This is a genomic window from Mesorhizobium sp. BR1-1-3, assembly GCF_020165455.1.
GTDB lineage: Bacteria > Pseudomonadota > Alphaproteobacteria > Rhizobiales > Rhizobiaceae > Mesorhizobium > Mesorhizobium ciceri.
In genome coordinates, this window is sequence record NZ_JAIUIC010000002.1 from 564486 (window position 1) to 582491 (window position 18006).

Consider the following 18006-nt stretch of genomic DNA (forward strand, 5'->3'; position numbering starts at 1 on the left):
GGCATGAACGGGGTTTTGGGGCTTCAGCAGATCGTGTCTTTTCAGTGGCGGGCGCCCGGTTGGCGGACCCCGGGCGCCCGCGGTTTTTTCGCGGCGTTGGCCGTCGCGCTGATGGTCGTCTCGGTGCCTGTGCAGCCCGCGCATGCGCAAAGCAGAGACAAGCGGGTGATGCAAAAGGCAGCCCATCCCGCCAGCATCGACCGCAACGGCGTGCTGATCCTCACCAGGACAACGCTGCTGGCGCTCGACCAGGCCAACAAGACCGGCAACTACACCGTGCTGCGCGATCTCGGCTCACCGAATTTTCAAGCCAACAGTGCCGCGGGGCTCGGCGACATCTTCGCCAGTCAGCGCAAGCAGGCGCTCGATTTCAGCGCCGTCGCGGTGCTCGATCCGCAACTGACCTTGCTGCCGCAGATCGAGCCGAACGGTATGCTGCACATAGCGGGGTTTTTCCCATCGGTACCGCTGCAGGTCAATTTCGAGCTGCTGTTCGAACCGGTGAACCGGCAGTGGAAAGTCTACGGTGTGTCGGTCAACCTCACGTCCGGCGGGCCGCAGGCGCCCGACACACCCGCCGCCGAGCCGCCGAAGAGGGCCGTTACAGGCCCGCCGCCGGATGGGCCCTCGATCGCCGTGCAAGCGAAGAAGGGAACCAAAGCGGTCAAGCCGTAGGAACGTGGATGCAGGCGGAGCGCTGTTCATCAATGAAGGCGCAACCGTTACCATCAGCAATGTCGACCTTTCCGGCAACGAGGCCAAGGGCGGCGTGGCCAGCAACATCCATCTTTCGTTTGGCGGCGGGTCCGGCGGCGCAGGCAAGCTTCGGGTGGCAATGACTCGGCAAGCCAGGGCGGCATTGGCGGCTCGCCCAATGGCGGCAACGGCGGGACGATGCTCGCAACGGTCGTCATAACCAATACGGCTCGATCGGCGGTGGCTTCCGCCTTATTGTGGTGGAGGTAGGGCACACCCAGCAGATGCCTTCCCAGATTTGCCGTGCGTAAATCGTCAGTGTCGGCAAGGACTAGGGGACCACCTGCTGTAACTGTCCCGGACTGCGCGAGTTGGTGAGCTAGAAGTCCGCCGATCTTTACGCGGCCGATAAGAAGTATGGCTTTGCCACCAAAATTGCCGCGCGATCCCGTGTTTCGACTATAGATGTACCCACGGGGCAAATGTTCCCACCCCTGTGTCTCACAGGCGTGCCGATTTTCGTCAAGGGCTGGTGGGGCAGGGGACGGGTTTTGGCGAACAAGGCTGTTCACGTGAAAAGGATGGATGGCGACTGTCTGCCAAAAATTGGCGGAACGCGGACTTCACTGCCCTAACCGGACCGTCGGCTTTGCGCCTCATGTCGGCCATAGATGCAGCAGCAATCAAGGTGGCCCCACCGAGCTGCCCTGATCGCGGGGTCGACCGCACCGCCGACCGGGCTGTAGCTTCTTTAGACCTCGGATAGGTTTTGGCGCTATCTATCGGAAAAAAGGAGCCGAAGTCATGATCGAGATCTGGCAGTCACTCCTCGCCAATCTTGCACTGGTCTCCATCCTCGTGGTCGCCTGGGACCTTGTGGCGGACTTCACCGGGCGCCTTTCGAAGCGGATGCAGTCGCTGCTTCTTGGCGTGGTCATGTGCGTGGGCGCGATCATTTCGATGGCGACGGCGTTGTCCGTCTCCGGCTTCGTCGTCGATCTGCGCGCCGCCTTCATTGCTGCGGCCGCGTTCTTCGGCGGATGGCCGGCAATGCTGATCGCCACGGTCGGCTCCATTGCCTATCGCGTCCATCTCGGCGGGCAGGGCGCCAGCGCCGGGGTGATGGGTATCCTCATCACCGCAATCGTCGGTATCGCGTGGCATCACATCGTCGCGGCCCGTTCGCGCACCATGTACGACATATTCGGTCTGGGCGTAACGGTCGCTCTCGCCGGGCTGATCACGCTTCTGGTCATCCCCACGCAAGCCGTCGCCGGCCTGGTGCAGCAGAGCACGTTCCCGTCGCTCGTGTTCCGCTTCCTCAGCACAATCATCATCGGCGTCCTGCTCGATCGGCAGCAGCGCCGGCGGGAGCTCTTGATGTCCAACATGACCTACCGGGCCATGGTTCGCGAACTGCCCGATTGCCTGAACATAAAGGATGTCGACGGCCGCTTCATCGCCGCCAATCCGGCCACCGCCGAAATGGTTGGCGCCACTTCAGTCGACGATCTGATCGGCAAGACGGATTTCGATTTCTATCCGAAAGAAGTCGCGGAGCGGTTCCGGCAGGATGAGATGGGCGCGCTGGAGGCCGGGCAGACGCTGCGGATCGATCAGCCGGCGCTTTTGCCGGATGGCCGGCAAGGCTGGCTCTACACGCTCAAGGCACCGTTCCGCGACGAGTCCGGCAAGATCGTCGGTGTCATCACCTACAATCGCGACATCACCGAGCAGAAACGCACCGCCCAGCTCAAGAACGATTTCATTTCCACGGTCAGCCATGAGTTGCGCACACCGTTGACCTCTATCCGGGGTTCGCTCGGCCTGATCGCGGCCGGCGTGGCCGGCGAACTGCCGCCCAAGGCCGCCAATCTCGTCAACATCGCCCATACCAATAGCGAAAGGCTGGTTCTTCTCATCAACGACATTCTGGACATGGAGAAGATCGAATCGGGCGTGATCACCTTCAAGATCAAGCAGATGCCTGTCCGCCAGGTCCTGGAGCAGGCCATTGCCGCCAGCTCCAACTACATGGCCGACAGTCGGATCAGGATCGTTCTGGTCGACGATGCCCCGCGCGCCGAGGCCAACATCGATCCGGATCGCCTGCACCAGGTGATGGCGAACCTCCTGTCGAATGCGATCAAGTTCTCGCAAACCGATGGGACCGTCACTGTGAAATTCCAGCGTCGTGACCGCGACATGCTGCGCATTTCCGTGGTGGACCAGGGCGCCGGCATCCCGGAGGCTTTCCGCAGCCGTATATTTGGAAAGTTCGAGCAGGCGGACGCCTCCAGCACCCGTAAAATTGGCGGCACCGGCCTGGGCTTGAGCATCGTCAAGTCCATCACCGAAAAGCTCGGGGGCGCCGTTTCCTTCGAAACCGAGGAAGGCCAGGGAACCTCGTTTCACGTCGACCTTCCCGAGGCGCACAGGCAGGCCGACAAGCCGGTTTTGGTCGAGCGCCGGGCGCGCAAGCGCGATGGCCGCCTGCGTGTCCTCATCTGCGAGGACGAGCCCGACATCGCTGCGGTGATCGCGGCACTTCTTGATGCGGAAGGCTTTTCCAGCGACGTCGCGCCCGATATCGACACCGCCAAGGCGCTCCTGAGCTCCCGCGACTACGTAGCGCTGACGCTCGACATCAAGCTGGCGGGGGAATCCGGCATCAAGCTCTTTCACGACTTAAGGGCATCACCGGTGAATTCCGACATTGCGGTCATCGTCATCTCCGCCGTCGCCGACGAGGCCAGGCGCTCGCTGAACGGCAGCGCCGTCGGCATCATCGATTGGCTGGAGAAGCCGGTGGACTCGAAACGGCTTCACGCCGCTCTCGCCAAGATCGTCGGCCGCAGGGTCGAGCCGAGGCCACAGGTCCTGCATGTCGAAGACGACGAGGGCGTGCTCGCGGTGATGTCGGAGGGGCTGGGCTCGGGCGTCTCGATCACATCCGCAAAGACGCTGCAGGAAGCTCGGCAGGCGGTCGCGAAGCATCGCTTCGATCTGATCATCCTGGACATTGCACTCCCCGACGGATCTGGCCTGGATCTCCTCGTCGATCTGCCGCTGGAGACCGGCGTCATCGTGTTTTCGGCGGCGGAGCTCGACCAGAAACTCGGCGATCGCGTGCAGGCGATCATGACCAAGACCAAGGCGTCGGAGATCGATGTGGCAAAGCTGGTCAGGAGCATGTTGGTTACGTCCCGAACCCGGCTTGCCGCGAACGCCAAGGAGTGATGCTGATGCGCGCAAGGATCCTCTATGTGGATGACGAGGACGATATCCGCGAAATCGCCCAGATGTCGCTGGAGCTCGAGCCGGAATTCGAGGTGCGGTCCTGTTCTTCGGGCATGCAGGCACTGGCCGATGCCGCCGAATGGCAACCCGACCTCATTCTGCTCGACGTGATGATGCCGGACATGGATGGGCCGGAGACGCTGAGGCGTCTGGCCGAGGCTGGCGCGACGGCCTCGATACCCGTGGTGTTCATCACCGCGCGCACCCAGACGCATGAGGTCGAACGCTATCTGGCAATGGGCGCGGTAGGGGTGATCGCCAAACCGTTCGACCCGCTTGCGCTTGCCCGTGAAGTCAAAAGATTGCTTCTGTCGCGCGCCTGAGTCGACGATTGACTGGCCACCGAGCGCGGTCTGGCTGCAGACTGTGCGATGCCGTTCAGGGCTCCTATACCATGTCGCCTTATTCATCTACTGATTGTGCCGAGGGTGCAGGCGCAGCGAATCAGGTTGTCTATAATCGCGGTGGCATCGGCGGGCGTCGATGAGAGAGCTGAGAAGAATATTTCTGTCTGCATGAACCGCATTGGCGGATGTCGGTTCATGGGTTGATCACTCCGGGGGGCGACGGAACCGGAGCAAGGCTGGTGAACGGATCGAAGGCAAGAGTTCTGATTTGCGACGACGATCCCTTGTTGATCGAGCTGATGGAATTCAGGCTCAGGGCAAAGGGATATGAGGTCATCAAGGCAGTAGACGGGGCGGAAGCGCTCTTGAAGGCGGAGCATGAGGCGCCGGACATCATCGTGCTCGACGCGATGATGCCCAAGGCCGACGGCCTGGAGGTGCTTGCCCGCATCAAAAACGATCCGGCTTTGTCCGAAACTCCGGTCGTCATGCTGACCGCCCGCAAGGGCGAAAGGGATATCGTCTCGGCCCTGGAGAAGGGAGCGGACGACTATCTTGTGAAACCATTCATTCCCGAGGAGCTGCTGGCCCGGCTTGCGCGTCTGCTCGCGCGAAAGAGCGGGAAGCGCTGATGCGGCGCGGCCGGCGCGCAGCCCTTGCCGCATGGCTGGTCCTGACGATCGCTGCGCCCCAGGGCGCGGCGTTGGCGCAGACGGTGGATGAACTTTACGAGTTCGGCGTCAAGGCCAGGCAAGCGCAGCATTTCGAGGAGGCGGCGGATCTTTTCCGGCGAGCCCTGGCGCTCAGGCCCGACAATGCCGACGCCCTGGTGCAACTCGGTTTCGCCGAGCTTGGACGCAACAATCTGCCGGCGGCGCGCGAAGCCTTTTCCAAGGCACTGTCCCTTGCCCCAACCTATCGGGACGCCAGCTTCGGCATGGCCGAGGTCGAGTTCCGCGCGGGCAATCCGGACGCCGCCCTGCCGCTCGCCGAAGAGGTGTCGCGTGCCGAGCCCGGCAATGCCGATGCAAGTACCCTTGTTGCCAACATCCGCAAAGCCCAGCGGGCCGGCAGCAGCAAGGCGAAACCTGCGACCGCGAGGAAGATACCGCGCCCGCCGCGGCCGGATCCCGTCGCCGGCCTGATGGAGGAGGGCCGAGGATCGCGGGCTGCGGGACAATTGCCGGAGGCGGAGAATGCGTATCGCCGCGCCCTCCGGCTGGCGCCGAAAAACACTGATATCCTGGTCGCCATCGGTTTGGTGGCTGGCTCCCAGCAGAAATTCGACCAGGCCGGGCAGTTCTTCGACCAGGCGCTGGCCATTAGGCCCCGCCTTCTCGGTGCCCGCCTCGGCAAGGTGCGCCTGGCGATCTGGCAGGGCGACGTGCCGCGTGCCCGCGCGATGATCGATGATGTGCTTGGCACCGCGCCTGACAATGTCGAGGCGATGGCTCTCGACGCGCGAATTTCCCTGCTCGAGCAGGATTACACGCGGGCCGAGCAGTCTTTTCAGCGGGTGCTGGCGGTAGATTCGCACAATGCCGAGGCGCTGGTGGGGATCGGCGACCTGCGCCGGGCGCGTGGCGACGACTTCGCCGCGCGGGAAGCCTACCGCCAAGCGCTCGCCATCGAGCCGGGCTCTGCCGATATCGTGCAAAGGCTGGCTGCGCCGCCGCCGCGCAAATGGCGACTCGATCTGGGCAGCGAAGTCAGCGATCTCACCGAGGGGCTTGGCGACTGGACCGACAGTTCGGTTGGCCTTGCCTATCAACTCACCCCGCAGACAACCATTTCAAGCCACACCCGGATGGCGACCCGCTACGGTCGCACCGATGTTCAGATCGACGGCCGCATCGACCAGGCCTTTTCGCCGACGGTTTCGGCCTATGTGCTGGCAGCGGCAACGCCGGATGCCGATTTCCTGGCCCGATATTCGATCGGCGCCGGCGCTTCGTGGCAGATCATGGCGCCCGCGAAAGCGCTCGGTCCGTTCTCGCTCAACATCGATGCTCGCTATGACAATTTCGTCACCGCCGAGGTCACCACAATCTCGCCCTGGGTGCAGGCCTATGTCCTGGACGGCCGGCTGGGGCTTTCGGCCCGTTGGGTTCACGCAGCCGACGATATCGGCACACGCGCCGATGGCTATGTGCTGCGGGCCGATCTTGCAGTCACCCCGGCCGTCAACGTTTTTGGTGGTTATGCAGATGCCCCCGAGATCTCCGACGGCACGCTGGTGCCGACGCGTACCGTCTTTGGCGGCATCTCCTGGGACGCCACCGATCCGCTGACGCTGCGCGGCAGCCTCGCCCATGAGCAGCGCCCGACATTCGACCGAACCATATTCGGGCTCGGCCTAACCACGCGGTTCTGATCATGTTGTACATCTGGCACTTATCCATCCTGCTCAGTGCCCTTTCCCTGGCGATCATGCTTCTACTGATCGTGCGTCGGGTATTGCAGGAGCGCCGGGGGACGACGGGCGCCGATCAGCGGCGCCTTCTTCTGACGGCGCTGATCGCCTTCACCGAAAATCGCGATCGCGAGGCATTGAAGACGGCGCTGCTTGCGGTGCCGGCGAGGGTGGCGGTCGATGCCGGTTTCGAGTTTATTTCGCTGTTGCGCGGCGAGGAGCACGACGAGCTCCTCTCAGCCTTCAACGAATGTGGCCTGCCGGCGCTTGTCAGTACCCAACTGGAAAAAGACAACGCCGCCGAACGCATCCACGCGACCGAGATGCTGGCGGCGCTGCGTTCGGAAAACGCAGTGGCAAGCCTGCTTTCGGCACTCGACCGCGACGGATCACGCGAGGTCAGGATCGCCGTCGCGATCGCGCTCTGCGATCTCGGCGCCTTGCCGCCGCTCGTCATAACGCTGCGCAAGATCGGCGTGGCGGGACAGCGCTCGCGACGCCTGATCGAGCTTTTCAGGCGCTTTCCGCCGAAGCGGCTCGGCGAACTTGAGGATTACGCCAGACTTCAGGGCGCGGTGCCTTTCATTAGAGCGGCCGCAATCGATGCACTTGCCCGCAACGGCGGGTTCCGGTTTGGCGACTTCTTTGCCCGCGCGGCCGGCGATCCGTCATCGGAGGTTGCCGCAGCCGCATTGCGGGCACTCGGGCTGACCGGACATCCCAATGCGACGGCCATCCTGACCAAGGCGATGGAAATTGGCGGCTGGAATGTGCGTGCAGACGCTGCCAATGCGGCGGGCCGCCTCGGCCTGTCTGAACTCGCCGCGCCCCTCGCGCAGCTTATGGACGACGAGGCATGGACTGTGCGCTATGCCGCCGCCAACGCGCTCCGCTCGTTCGGCCAGAAGGGAGAGCAGGTGCTGCGCGAGATCGCCACCAGCGAGGTCTCGCGCCGCCAGCGCACCGCCTCGCTGATCCTTGCCGAGGGGCCGGCCGCCTGATGTTCGACTGGAGCCAAGAGATCGTCCTGGGTGCCTCCATCCTGTCCTGGTTCATCATTGGGGCAGGGCTGGCGCAGACGGCGGTATACCTGCTGCAGCTTATTATTGCCGCCTACGCGCTGTCCAAGCGCCCGCCAGTCGCGCGTTCGGCGCTGCTGTGGCGCCGTTATGGGGACGTCGCGCCGCCAATCGCGCTCCTGGTACCCGCCTACAATGAGGAAGTGAACGTAGTCGAGAGCGTGCACTCGATGCTGGCGCTTGAATATCCGAATTTCGAGGTGATCGTCATAAACGACGGCTCGAAGGACCAGACTCTGCAGCGCCTTATCGAAGGCTTCAAGCTTGTGAAATTCCATCGGCCCTATGAGGAGGCCCTGACGCACAAGCCGATCCGCGGTCTGTATTCCTCGCCGATGACCGAACGGCTGTTTGTGGTTGATAAGGAAAATGGCGGCAAGGCCGATGCCCAGAATGCCGGCGTCAACGTCTGCCGCGCGCCGCTGTTTTGCGTGATCGACGGCGATTCCATCCTCGAGCCCGATGCGCTAATGCGTGCCGCGCAGCCCTTCATCGACGATCCAGAGCGCACCATCGCTGTGGGCGGCACGATCCGGATCGCCAACGGGTCCAGGATCGAAGGTGGCAGGGTGCGTGAGGTCCGGCTGCCGAACCGGCTGCTGCCCCTGTTTCAGGTGGTCGAATATCTGCGGGCCTTTCTCATGGCGCGGCTTGCCTGGAGCCGCATCAACACGCTGATGCTGGTGTCCGGCGCCTTCGGCATGTTCCGCCGCGCCGAAGTGGTAGCGGTTGGCGGCTTCACCGGTGGGTCGATGGGTGAGGACCTCGATCTTGTGATCAAGCTGCATCGTCACATGATGGACACCAAACGCAAATACCGCATCCAGTTCATTCCTGAGCCGGTGTGCTGGACCGAAGCGCCCGAGTCACTCCGCGTTCTTGCCAGACAACGCACGCGCTGGCAGCGCGGTGCGCTCGAATGCTTCTTCCGTTACCGCTCCATGCTCTTCAACCCCCGTTATGGGCGTGTTGGCTTCCTCGGCTTTGGTCACATACTGGTTGTTGATGTGCTGGGGCCGATTTCGGAAGTCCTAGGCTATGTGCTCATTCCGACCTTTTGGCTGCTCGGCATTCTTTCGACCGAGTATCTCTTGGCGTTCACATCGCTGGTTTTCACCTACGGCGTTTGCGTGAGCGTGTGTTCGCTGGTCCTCGAAGAAGCCGAGCTTCAGCGTTTTCCGCGCGCGCGGGACCTCGCCGTGCTCACGGCCGTGGCAGTGATCGAGAACTTCGGCTACCGCCAGCTCAACAATTTATGGCGCGTGAAGGGCTGGTGGCAGTATCTACGCGCCGACCAGAGCTGGGGCGAGATGACCAGGACCGGCCTGACTGGACCTAAGAAGTGAGCCCTTCGGTTAAGTCACTTCAACGTATGCTCGAGCTGTTCGATAAGCCCGTCGAGTGCGGCATGCACGGCCCCGTCATCCGGCTGCTCGATCAGCAGTGTTTCCAGCGCCGATGCCTGTACGCTGATCTCCGCAAACCCGAACGTTCCCGCGGCTCCGGCGAGCGAGTGCGCGGTCGCAATCAGTGAGGCGTTGGAACCCTTCAAAAGGACTGTGTGCCGCGCCGCCTTCAACTCCGCCAGTTGAGCGGCGCACCTGGCCAGGAAACGTTGCCGTAGGGGGGCGAAGGGATCGTTCAAAGTGGGAGGCGCTCTGCGACCAGGTTTCAGAGACATTCAAGCATAGAATTCGGTGGAGTGAAACGAAGGCTCTCTCTTGTCTGCCCTTGCCGGCGAAGAACTCCGCACTCTCAGCGAACGTTCTTGCTTGGGGCAGGCGGCCCGCAAAATAGTCCCCTCCCATCCGAAAGGCCTCCACGGGGCCTGTAGGAACTGGAATAGTGACCGGCTCCCCGTCGAGCTCGTAGAGACGATTCCCTCACGGCGGATGTCGACAAAGAAGTACTGACCTTCCCTGAGTGCAGTGTTCACCGCCCGGCGGGAGTGGACGGTGACGCTGACGGGTGTCTCCATTCACGCATCAGGCGGTCGGCCGCAGACTGCCAATAGCCGGCGAAATCGGTCAGCTTGCGATTGTTCACCATCACCAGCCTTCAGCGCGTCGTCGAACTCCTCAAGCAGCACCTCCACCGTTCTTGTCAGCTCGCGCTGCTTTGGCGGCGGGAGATGGTCGATGCTGGATTTCACAAACAAGGATCTGTCGTCCATCGGGTATGCTTAGCCGAGACTACGCCTCGAATCCACAGACTGCCTCCCCGGGCAGACGCAATTGAAGTATGTGGAGCTTGCTGGCTCATTCGTTCGCCGCTCAGCAGACCGAGGTTGCCGTCGGTTGCAGCGGTACTCAACCGCATGCTGGCGTGCGCACGCCCGGAGTCTGTCCGACATCAAGTCCGGCAGCTACAATCGGCAACTTCAAAGACCGAAATGCGTCCGATTTCATATCCGCGCACCAACGCCGCATCTATATGGCCGAGTTGGTGCGCTGCGGAGTATCGGCGGCGATATCTTTAGCAGCCGTTTACCGGAAGCGCGATAGGTCCTGTGTATGCAATACTGTCGGATGACGTAAGGAACCGCCGTGCCGCACAGAGCAGCAGCCCTAGCCGGCCGTTCTACGCCCCGCCTGCATCGTTTCATGAGCGTGATGCTCGAACTGGCTCCGGGCGTTCTCGTGCCGCGTCAGGAAACGGAGTTGCTCGGACAGAGGGCGCTTGCGATTCTTGGCGATCGCGCGCCCGGCCCGATGGTGATCGACATGTGCTGCGGCTCCGGCAACCTTGCTCTGGCGATCGCCGCGGAAGTTCCGTCGGCCCGCGTCTGGGGGGTGGACGTGACTGACAGCACGGTCGCGCTCGCCCGGAGCAATGCCGAACGCTTGGCCCTTCAGGACCGGGTCACCATCCGGAAAGGGGATCTGTTCGGTGCGCTGGAGGGCGATGGGCTTATCGGCGCAGCGGACATGATTGTCTGCAATCCGCCCTATATCTCGACCGCGCGCCTCGAAGGCGAGAGCGCGCATCTGCTTGAGGGCGAGCCGCGCGAGGCCTTCGACGGGGGGCCTTACGGCATCTCGATGCAACAGCGGCTGATCCGGGACGCAACCGATTTCCTCAAGCCTGATGGCTGGCTGCTGTTCGAGTTCGGGCAGGGGCAGGACCGCCAGGTGGCTGCCCTGATAGCCAGAGCCAAGGCCTATGAACCCGTGACATTCGCCAAGGATGAGGTCGGAATGCCGCGTGTCGCACTCCTCCGCAAGCTTGGGAACGGTTCGCCCGCGATCTCATCCTCCGCGAGTTTGGCATGAGCCAGATTCGTCCCCTGCAGGCTGCGGATATTCCGGCCGTCGCCGGGCTCTTTCAAAGAACCTTCCGGGACGGTGGCAAGCCGCCGCCTCCGGCGCTCGAGACTTATCTGCGCTGGCACTATCTCGAAGGCCCGGTCTGCGATCCGGAGATCGCGTCTCTCGTCCATATTGCGAGCGAAGGCGACATTTCAGGCTTTGTCGGCGTAAATGTGCTGCCGATGAGGCATGGCCAGTGCAAGCTGCGCGCCGCCATCTGTGGTTCGCTCATGGTCGAACCGCGGGCGAACGACCCGATGGCCGGCGCAAGGCTGCTCAGGACATTCCTGGCCGGGCCGCAGGACATCTCCTTCAGCGAAACCGCAAATGCCCTCTCGACGCAGATGTGGACGAAACTGCGCGGGGTCGCCCTGCCGCAATACAGCCTGGACTGGATCCGGGTCATCCGGCCTTCGGCCTTCCTGCTCGATCTAGCCTCGCGGCGAGCCGGCGCCGTGCGCTTGCTTGACCCGCTCGCGCGCGGACTCGATCGCTATCTTCGCGGACGGATGCAGGAGAACGAGATGCGCTGGTCCGGGGTCCCGGAACTCTGGAATGGCAAGGGCGGCCTCAAGGTAGCCGAAATCGATCAAGCCGGTTTTGCGGCTCTTTTGGACCCGTTGACGCGGCAGTTCCCGCTCCGCCCCGACTGGAGCGCCGAGCAGCTTGCGCATATCCTCGCGGAGGCTTCCCAGAAGCCGGACTATGGTGATGCCGTGTTCGCGTCCGTCTCCTCCCCCAGCGGGGCGCTGGTCGGCGCCTTCCTCTATCACACCCGCCCGGGCAGGATGGCGCGCGTGCTGCAGGTTCTGGCCCTGCCGGGGCAAGCTGGTTCCGTCGTCGACTGCTTGATTGGCGATGCGGCGCGGCGCGGCGCCGCCGGCCTGCGCGGCCGGACGCAACCCGCTCTGCTCGCAGCGATGCTGGGCCGGCGGGTCGCCTTCACTCAACCGGCCTCGACCGTGGTGCATTCGCGCGACGAGGAGCTGGTGAACGCGTTTCTGAGCTCGCAAGGCTTCTTCAACGGGCTGGCCGGCGAGCGCTGGAATCGCTTGGCCGGGGAGCAGTTCGAATAGGCCGTCATTTGCCCGCGCGGCGACGTAATCCCGATGGTCGCGCCGATCTCAGCTGGCGATTTCCTCGACGGGGCGGACGAGCTGCGGGCCAAGGTGCAGATGGCGCGTCGCCCGGCGCTTGGCGGCGATATCGGCCCAGACGCGTTCGACCTCGACCGCAGTCAGCTTCGCGGCGGCGCCGACCTCCGCGGCTGAAAGGCCGTTATTCAGGCCGAAGAGGCAGATATCCATGCGGTCATAGGGCAGGGAGAAGTAGAACTCTTCCTGCGTCTGCTCGAGGGAATAGGTGTCGGTCGTCGGCGCCCTGCGGCAGATTTCCTCGGGAATGCCGAGATGGGCGGCAAGCGCATAGACTTGGCTCTTGTAGAGATGGGCGATCGGTTTGACGTCAGCCGCGCCGTCGCCATTCTTCACGAAGAAGCCTTGGTCGTATTCGAGCCGGTTCGGCGTGCCGAGCACGGCGAAATTCAGCCGGTCGGCGTGATAGTACTCGATCTGTTTGCGCGTGCGCTGCTTCATGTTGGTGGCGGCGACGATGCCGAGATAGACCGCCGCCGACATGCGCAGCTTCGTCTGCCGGCCTTCGGGGTCCTGCACCACCAGCGAGGAGATGTTGTAGCCCTCGCCGGCGAGCGAATTGGCGATGACGATCTTTGAGGCCCAGCCCGGCCCGTATTCCGGCACCAGCTCGCGGATGAAGGTATCCCGCCGCTGATAACAACCCATCGCGTGCAGCGTCGGGCCGATATCCTCCACGATCGCTTCGACGCCGAAGGTTTCGGCGGCCAGCCGGCCGAGGCGGAGGCTGTCGGGATCGGAGTCGCTTTCCGGCATGAACAGGCAGAAGACGTTCTTAGCGCCGACGGCGCGGGCGGCGAGCGCGACCGAGACGCTGGAATCGATGCCGCCAGAGAGGCCGAGCACGAGCCCGCGCTTGCGCATGCCGCGTAGCTGCTCGCGCAACCCGGCGACGATGCGGTCGGTTTCCGCAGCGCTGTCGAGCGCCAGCGCGTCGGTCGAGAAGGCGGGATGGCTCGGGGCGAGGGAGAGGTTCATTGTGCAGTCCCCAACGTTTCGGCCGCCAGCCTTCGGCTGACCTTTCCGGTATCGGTCTTCGGCAACTCGCGGCGGAACTCGATGAGCTTCGGCACCATGAAATCCTCGAGATGAACGGCGCAGTAGCGAATGATGTCCCGCTCGCTCAGGGTCTCGTCCGAGAGAACGACGAGGGCGGCAATGGCGTGGCCGAGCACCGGATCCGGCACGCCGGTCACCACGGCTTCCACGATGCCTGGATGGGCGTGCAGCACAGTTTCGACTTCCTTCGGGGCGACCTTTTCGCCGCGCGTCTTGATGATGTCGTCCTTGCGGCCAACGAAATAAAGGAAGCCGTCCTCGTCCGTCCGGAACAGGTCACCGGTGTGGAGCCGCTTTTCCCAGGGATGCGGCCCGGGACGCAGCATCTGCTCCGTGGCCACGTCGTTGCGCCAATAGCCCTGCATGACATGCGGGCCGCGGATGACCAACTCGCCCGCCACGCCCGGTGGCACGCGGTTGCCCACATCGTCGACCACGATGGCCTCCGTGTTGGGAATAGCGATGCCGACGGAGCCCGGCCGGCGGTCCAGCTCCTCCGGGGGCAGGTAGGTGCAGCGCTTGCATTCCGTCAGACCGTACATGGAAAAGAGCCGTACGCCGGGGAACAGCTCGCGCAGCCGGGCGATATGCACCGGCGGCAGGGCGGCGGCGGTGTTCGAGATATAGCGAAGGCTCGGCAGGAAACCCGGCGCCAAATCGCGCATCTGCAGGATCAGCGCCGCCATCGTCGGCACCAGCGGGAAACCGGTGACCTTCTCGGCGCGGATGCGCTCGAAAATGGCCTGCGGAAAGGCGAATGATTTTTCGAGGACGAGGGTCGCGCCGAGCTTCGTCGCCATCAGCAGTTGATAGAGGCCGTAGTCGAAAGCCAGGGGCAGGACATTGAGGATGATGTCGTCACGGGTGTTGCGCAGATAGGTCGTGATGGATTCGGCCGCGGCATCGATATTGCGATGCGTCATCATCACGCCCTTGGGGCGGCCGGTGGAGCCCGAGGTGTAGATCAGCATGGCGAGGTCGATATCGATCCCGCCATGGCGAATGGGCACGGGCGCGACCTTGAGACAATCCTCGAAGGAGGCAGCGCCATCCGGCGTATGGCTGGATGGCGCTTGCGTCGACGAGACGAAGAACGGCCGGTCCGACAGCGCACGCGCCTGGATCACGACAGGCATCAGCTTGGCCTGAGTCAGGATCGCCGCAGCCTCGCAATCGTCGATGACATAAGCGAGTTTGTCGGCCTTGGTGGAGGCGTTGATCGGGCAGAAGGTCGCGCCCGCCTTGAGAACCGCGAAGATCGAGACGGCGGCTTCCCAGCAATTGTCCATGAAGACGAGAACGCGGTCGCCGCGCTGCACGCCATTCTCGGCGAGAGCGGTCGCAAGCCGGTTCGACAGATCGTCGAGCTCGTCATAGCGCAACCGCTTCCGGTCGGTGACAAGCGCCGTCTTCGCGCCATGCGCGGCCGCGTTCGTGATGAGGAATTGCTCGACCCGCATGAGCTCGGGTCTTCCGCTGCCAGCCGTCACGCCGCGACGAGCGATGCGGTCTTCGCTGTGATGAAGGCCGTGATGCGCGCCAGTGAATCGAGGTTGGCCGGCACGATATCGGCGTCCGCAACTGTGATTCCGCAATGGTCCTCGATAAAGGCCACCAGTTCCAGAACGCCGGTCGAATCGATGATGCCGTTCTCGATCAGCGAGTCCGTATCGGCGAGGGCGTGGGTGGTGTCGCCGAACAGGAAGTTCTCGATGACAAAGGCCTTCACTGCGTCTTGGATCGTATCGGTCATGTCGTTCGCTTTCCTTGGTGGTGTCAGGCGGCCTTTGCGTTGCAAATGCCTGTGCCGGTGAAAGTCGTCAGCCACAGCTGCGTCGACAGGATGCCGACAAAGGCCGCGTTGTCGCGAAAGCCGGAGGCCGGCTGGCGGCTGCATTTCTCATGTAGTTTTGCCACTGCCTTCGGATTGAAGAGCCCGCCGGCGCTGACTGCGGCGTCGCCCAGGGCCGACTGGACATAGTCCCTCGTGCCCGGCCCAACGAAGGACTGGCTATCCGGTGCGCGATAGGGCTGCTTGGTCCGCCGGCCGATGGCGGCCGGCAGCAGGTCTTTGGTCGCCTCCCGCAGAATATGCTTCTCCACGAGCCCCTTCAGCTTCATCTCGGGAGGAAGGCCGGCGGCAAACTCGACCAGATGATGGTCGAGGAAGGGAAAGCGGCCCTCGATGCCGTGGGCCATCGCCATGCGGTCGCCCTGGCTGGACAGGATGTAGCCAGGGAGAAGGAAGCGGGCTTCCAGATATTGCGCCTGGTGCAAGGGATGCCAGCGGGCGAACGCCTCGGGCAGCCGCGCGGCGAGCTCCTCGGCGGCGTCATATCCGGACAATGTGGCACGCAGATCGCCCGAGTAGAACAGCTTCGTCGCCGCCGTGCCGTCGAACCTCGGCCGATGGGAGAACAGCGGATCGTCAAGCGTCGCGCCGCTAGCCCCGAAGAAGGAGAACAGGTACTCGGCCGATTGCTGCCTCAGGCCCGGAAGATAGGGGTAGAGCTTGCGGAACAGATGCGGCCGGATGCGGGAGCCGGACTGTCTCCCGCAAAAGCGCCGAACCCTGGCCTCCTTGAAAATATCGTAGCCGGCAAAGACTTCGTCGGCGCCTTCGCCCGTCAGCACCACTTTCAAACCGGCCTCTCGCACGAGGCTCGAGAGCTTGTAGAGCGGGGCAGGGGCAGTGCGCAGGATCGGCCGCTCCGTGAAACGGATTACGTCGGGGAAGACGGCGGCGATATCGCCTTCCCCGCAGGCGACGGCGCTGTGATGCGTGCCGAGCGCGCGGGCCATCTCGAGCTGGAAGGGGCTCTCGTCATGTTCGGCGCTATCGAAGGTGACCGAGAAGGTCCTGAAACCACCCGGCGCCATGCCCGCCGCCAGCGCCGATGTGATGGAGGAATCGAGGCCGCCCGAGAGATAGGCGCCGACTGGCACATCGGCGCGCATGCGGATGCGGGTCGCCTCCGTCAGGAGGGCGCGCAGTTCCTCGGCCACGGCACGCTCGTCCCGGTGCCGGGGCGGCGCGTCCCGGTCGGGATACTCCAGACTCCAGTAGGGCCGCGTCGAGACGCTGCCCTCTTGCACGATCATCAGGCTTGCGGGTTCGAGCTCGTAGATATTGCGGAAGGGCGTGCGCGGCGCGACCGGGGCCCAGAGCGTGAAGATCTGGTCGAGTGCGACCGGATCAATCTCGGCCGCGACGCCCGGGGCCTGGAGGAGCGCCTTGACCTCCGAGGCGAAGTAAAGCCGTTCGCCCTGCCTTGTATAGAAGAGCGGCCGGACCCCCATGCGGTCGCGCGTCAGAACCATGCGGCGGCGGCGGCCGTCCCAGAGCGCAAAGGCGAAATCGCCATTGAGCGCGGAGACGCAATCCTCCCCCATCTCGTCATAGAGATGCAGGATCACTTCGGTGTCGCTGGTTGTCCGGAAATGGCGGCCTTTCGCGCGAAGCTGCTCGCGCAATTCCACATAGTTGAAGATCTCGCCGTTGAAGGCGATCGTCAGATCGCCCGTCGCATCGGACATCGGCTGCTGGCCGTCCCCGAGACCGACGATGGACAGCCGCGCATGGCCGAGGCCGGCCGCCTTTGTGGTGAAGAACCCCTGCTCATCGGGGCCGCGATGCGCAATGGCAGCCGTCATCCTTTCAAGGAGCGCCCTCCCATCCCGGACAGTGCCGAAATAGCCGCTAAAACCGCACATGCCGAGATATTTCCAAGTCCACCAGCGCGGCCCGGACTATAGCCGCCAAGATATCGGTAGGTGTTAAATATTTGGGACTATTCATGAGAATGGTAAATTTTGAGCGGCCGCCGACGGCTGATTCCTTGCGTGAGTATTGGATCTGCCGCGAGATGAGGGCAATGAAGCTTTTGGCGTCGTGTTCGCATGATGTTCACGGGGTCTGAGGGGCAGGCCCTCATCGCCTTCTGTCGAGGGCTAGGTCTGGGACTTCTCAAGGTCTGTCGTTGTCGGGGAAAGTGGTCCGCGCGGCAGAATGAAATCTACGACGGTGCCATTGCCGGAATTGAGGCAGGCGTGGCCGCATGCCGCCTTGGCGTAACGGCAAGCGATCTGTACAAGGCAGTCCTCGATGTTCTTGACGGCCGCGGAATTTTTTGCGGCTACCCAATCTATGGCCATTCCTTCGGACTGGGCTGGGGCGGACCATGGTTAGTGCCAGATAACAGCTTCAAGGTTGGAGCCGGGATGGCCATCGCCGTCGAGTGCATGGCGGGCCGCGAAGACGTCGGCTATGTCAAGTTCGAGCACAATTGTCCATCCTGATCGCACCGAGCTCATTTCCACCTGTCCGGCGAGGCTCTGAAGACTTGCCCTCAAACGCATGCCCAAAACACAGCTGGTATTGGTAGCAATCCGAGCGGACCAGGCGAGGCTGCCTCACTGCCGGGTAGCGAGAGAACCCACTTGGTGAACTCACGCGTGCGCCTGACATTCCGGGCACCGTGGACACGCGTCAAGCCGAGAGGATACTGCGCGAGCGATATCGAGTCCATGTCAAGTACCGCAATGTAGAGAACGTCGCGACTGCGCGTTTCTTTCCAGTTTTACATGCACGAGGACGAACCAGATATTGTTGCCGAAGGTCGAAACCAGCCGTCGCTGACACTCATGGGA

16 protein-coding genes are annotated in these 18006 nt (G+C 63.3%); 10 read left to right on the forward strand and 6 right to left on the reverse strand.

The window, feature by feature from the left end:
- Window positions 1-3 precede the first annotated feature (3 nt).
- The 7 genes from LB559_RS06925 to LB559_RS06955 all read left to right on the forward strand — a co-directional run bounded on the left by LB559_RS06925 (window position 4) and on the right by LB559_RS06955 (window position 9181).
- Window positions 4-675, forward strand: a complete 672-nt coding sequence (locus LB559_RS06925) for a hypothetical protein (protein WP_013525344.1) — start codon at window positions 4-6, stop codon at window positions 673-675.
- Window positions 676-1500: 825 nt separating this feature from the next.
- On the forward strand, window positions 1501-3936 hold the full coding sequence (locus LB559_RS06930) for an ATP-binding protein (protein WP_013525345.1): 2436 nt from the start codon (window positions 1501-1503) through the stop codon (window positions 3934-3936).
- A gap of 5 nt (window positions 3937-3941) precedes the next feature.
- Window positions 3942-4319 carry a response regulator gene (locus LB559_RS06935; RefSeq protein ID WP_013525346.1) on the forward strand — a complete coding sequence of 126 codons (378 nt, stop codon included), beginning with the start codon at window positions 3942-3944 and terminating at the stop codon, window positions 4317-4319.
- Window positions 4320-4582: 263 nt separating this feature from the next.
- On the forward strand, window positions 4583-4975 hold the full coding sequence (locus tag LB559_RS06940) for a response regulator transcription factor (RefSeq protein ID WP_013525347.1): 393 nt from the start codon (window positions 4583-4585) through the stop codon (window positions 4973-4975).
- Window positions 4975-6717 (forward strand): YaiO family outer membrane beta-barrel protein, encoded by a 1743-nt coding sequence (locus LB559_RS06945; protein WP_224673608.1) that lies wholly within the window; start codon window positions 4975-4977, stop codon window positions 6715-6717. The genes LB559_RS06940 and LB559_RS06945 overlap by 1 nt, the downstream gene beginning before the upstream one ends.
- Before the next feature lie 2 nt (window positions 6718-6719).
- Entirely contained in the window at window positions 6720-7757 is a 1038-nt protein-coding gene (locus LB559_RS06950; protein WP_224673609.1) for a HEAT repeat domain-containing protein, read from the forward strand.
- Entirely contained in the window at window positions 7757-9181 is a 1425-nt protein-coding gene (locus LB559_RS06955; RefSeq protein ID WP_013525350.1) for a glycosyltransferase family 2 protein, read from the forward strand. Before LB559_RS06950 ends, LB559_RS06955 begins: the two co-directional genes overlap by 1 nt.
- Before the next feature lie 14 nt (window positions 9182-9195).
- Here the strand turns inward: LB559_RS06955 and LB559_RS06960 are convergent, their stop codons facing one another.
- Both LB559_RS06960 and LB559_RS33095 read right to left on the reverse strand, forming a co-directional pair.
- A complete protein-coding gene (locus LB559_RS06960) occupies window positions 9196-9480 on the reverse strand; it encodes an Hpt domain-containing protein (RefSeq protein ID WP_063170508.1) in 285 nt (94 codons plus the stop codon).
- 333 nt (window positions 9481-9813) lie between these two features.
- Entirely contained in the window at window positions 9814-10008 is a 195-nt protein-coding gene (locus tag LB559_RS33095) for a hypothetical protein (RefSeq protein WP_411970030.1), read from the reverse strand.
- 430 nt (window positions 10009-10438) lie between these two features.
- On the opposite strand from LB559_RS33095, the gene LB559_RS06970 reads away from it, so the two are divergent.
- Together LB559_RS06970 and LB559_RS06975 are read left to right on the forward strand one after the other, a co-directional pair.
- Window positions 10439-11107: a N5-glutamine methyltransferase family protein gene (locus tag LB559_RS06970; protein WP_224673610.1), complete on the forward strand. Its 669-nt coding sequence runs from the start codon at window positions 10439-10441 to the stop codon at window positions 11105-11107.
- Window positions 11104-12219, forward strand: coding sequence for a hypothetical protein (locus LB559_RS06975; protein ID WP_013525353.1), 1116 nt, complete (start codon window positions 11104-11106; stop codon window positions 12217-12219). The genes LB559_RS06970 and LB559_RS06975 overlap by 4 nt, the downstream gene beginning before the upstream one ends.
- A 48-nt stretch (window positions 12220-12267) precedes the next feature.
- On the opposite strand, the gene nadE is transcribed toward LB559_RS06975, so the two are convergent.
- The 4 genes from nadE to asnB are packed head-to-tail and all read right to left on the reverse strand — an operon-like array spanning window position 12268 to window position 17070.
- A complete protein-coding gene (nadE, locus tag LB559_RS06980) occupies window positions 12268-13275 on the reverse strand; it encodes an NAD(+) synthase (protein ID WP_224673611.1) in 1008 nt (335 codons plus the stop codon).
- Window positions 13272-14816: a class I adenylate-forming enzyme family protein gene (locus LB559_RS06985; RefSeq protein ID WP_224673612.1), complete on the reverse strand. Its 1545-nt coding sequence runs from the start codon at window positions 14814-14816 to the stop codon at window positions 13272-13274. Before LB559_RS06985 ends, nadE begins: the two co-directional genes overlap by 4 nt.
- A gap of 26 nt (window positions 14817-14842) precedes the next feature.
- On the reverse strand, window positions 14843-15109 hold the full coding sequence (locus LB559_RS06990; protein WP_013525356.1) for an acyl carrier protein: 267 nt from the start codon (window positions 15107-15109) through the stop codon (window positions 14843-14845).
- Window positions 15110-15132: 23 nt separating this feature from the next.
- Entirely contained in the window at window positions 15133-17070 is a 1938-nt protein-coding gene (gene asnB / locus LB559_RS06995) for an asparagine synthase (glutamine-hydrolyzing) (protein ID WP_224673613.1), read from the reverse strand.
- Between the two features lie 186 nt (window positions 17071-17256).
- Here asnB and LB559_RS07000 point away from each other — a divergent pair, with 186 nt between their 5' ends.
- Window positions 17257-17655 carry a M24 family metallopeptidase gene (locus LB559_RS07000; RefSeq protein ID WP_024505323.1) on the forward strand — a complete coding sequence of 133 codons (399 nt, stop codon included), beginning with the start codon at window positions 17257-17259 and terminating at the stop codon, window positions 17653-17655.
- Window positions 17656-18006: the final 351 nt, after the last annotated feature.